Genomic DNA, 1,765 nt, shown 5'->3' on the forward strand with positions numbered 1-1,765 from the left:
GGTCTGGCCGACCGGATGTCGCACCGGCCGAACGAGATGTCCGGCGGCCAGCAGCAGCGCACCTCGGTGGCCCGGGCGCTGATGAATGGCGGCCAGGTGATTCTGGCCGATGAGCCTACTGGCGCCCTCGATACGCGCAGCGGCGCCGAGATGATGAAGATCCTCAAGGAGCTGAACGCCGAGGGTCACACCATCATCCTGGTCACCCACGATCCCAAGGTTGCGCAGCATGCCCGCCGGATCATCGAGATCAGCGACGGCGAGATCGTAGCCGACGGTTCCAACCCCGAGGCGGGGCCGGCGCCCGAGCCCAAGAAGCTGATCGTTCAGCCGATCAAGGAAAGCTGGGCCGCGGTCATCGATCGGCTGGGCGACGCCTTCCGCATGGCGCTGATCGCCATGAATGCGCACAAGCTGCGCACGGTCCTGACCATGCTGGGGATCATCATCGGCATCGCCTCGGTGGTGACCATATTGGCGGTGATCGGCGGCGCCCAGAAATCGGTTCTTGCAGGCGTCGGATCCCTCGGCGCCGACACGATAAACATCTATCCTGGGCAGGAGGCCGGTGATACCCGAGCCGCAAGCGTACAAACTCTGAGACCTGAAGATGCAGAGGCGCTTGAACGACTTGCTTATGTCGACAGTGCTTCGCCCGTAATCACGACTTCACGCACACTGCGGGCTGGTAGTGCGTCTGGTGTGGGATCCATTCTAGGCGTCGGAACGCAGCACTTCCGGGTTCAGGCGATTACTATCGAGAAGGGCCGGGGATTTTCAGAAGATGCTGTGTTCCGCGCTTCGCAGGTCGTGGTCATTGACCCTAACACGGCCAAGAAGTTGTTCCCGAACGTCGATCCTATTGGACAGACCATTCTGCGCGGCAGTGTGCCTGCCACCGTGGTCGGAGTAACGGCTCCAGCCGAGGGATTGGCTTCGGCTTTCGGAGGAGACCGGCTTCAGGTTTGGGCGCCCTATACGACCGTCATGACCCGGCTCGCGAGGCAGGGATTTGTTCAGCAAATTACGGTCCGGATCAAGGATGGGATTTCTTCACCTGCTGCCGAAAAGGCGCTGGTTCCGGTGCTCACGGCGCGCCATGGAAAACAGGACTTCTTTGTGGTCTCCTCGGAAGCCATTCGCTCCCAGCTCAACCAGATTACCGTGGTTTTCTCCGGGCTGTTCGGAGCCATTGGCGGCATCGCGCTGCTGGTCGGAGGAATCGGAGTGATGAACATCATGCTGGTGTCGGTTTCCGAGCGCACGCGCGAGATCGGGGTGCGCACCGCGGTGGGCGCCCGGCGCAGCGACATCCTGTCCCAGTTCATGATTGAGTCCGTGCTGGTGTGCCTGCTCGGCGGGGCGCTGGGCGTCGGCCTTTCGATGTTCGCGGGCTTTATTTTCAGCCTGTTCGTGAAGAGTTTCAGCCTGGTCTTTTCCACCTGGACCATGGCCGCTGCGTTCGGGGTCTCGACCTTGATCGGTATGGTGTTCGGATTCCTGCCTGCGCGTAACGCGGCTATGCTGGATCCGGTGGACGCGCTCGCCCGCGAATAGAGGCGCGCAAGAGGGAGGCTGCCGAATGAACGACTTCTCCATCACGAAGACCGCGTTTTCGGGCTACGGCCTGGCAGGACGAAAGCCCATGCTGTGGCTGGTCCTTGCGGTGATGGGCATTGCTCTCAGCATCGGCATCGCCGCTCTGGCGGTGATCATGGCCGGCCCGCAGCTGGCTGAGCTCAAGGGCTTTGGCGAGGCTCAGAAG

1 protein-coding gene and 1 pseudogene are annotated in these 1,765 nt (G+C 62.0%); both read left to right on the top strand.

Annotation, left to right across the window (positions count from 1 at the left end; all coding sequences use genetic code 11):
- On the top strand, positions 1-1,557 hold a 1,557-nt coding region (locus tag WCJ41_RS22030), incomplete at its 5' end, for an ABC transporter permease (RefSeq protein ID WP_336907974.1).
- A gap of 25 nt (positions 1,558-1,582) precedes the next feature.
- A pseudogene (locus WCJ41_RS22035) lies at positions 1,583-1,765 on the top strand (hypothetical protein); the annotation flags it as partial.

Source organism: Aestuariivirga sp. (assembly GCF_037139295.1).
Lineage (GTDB): Bacteria > Pseudomonadota > Alphaproteobacteria > Rhizobiales > Aestuariivirgaceae > Aestuariivirga.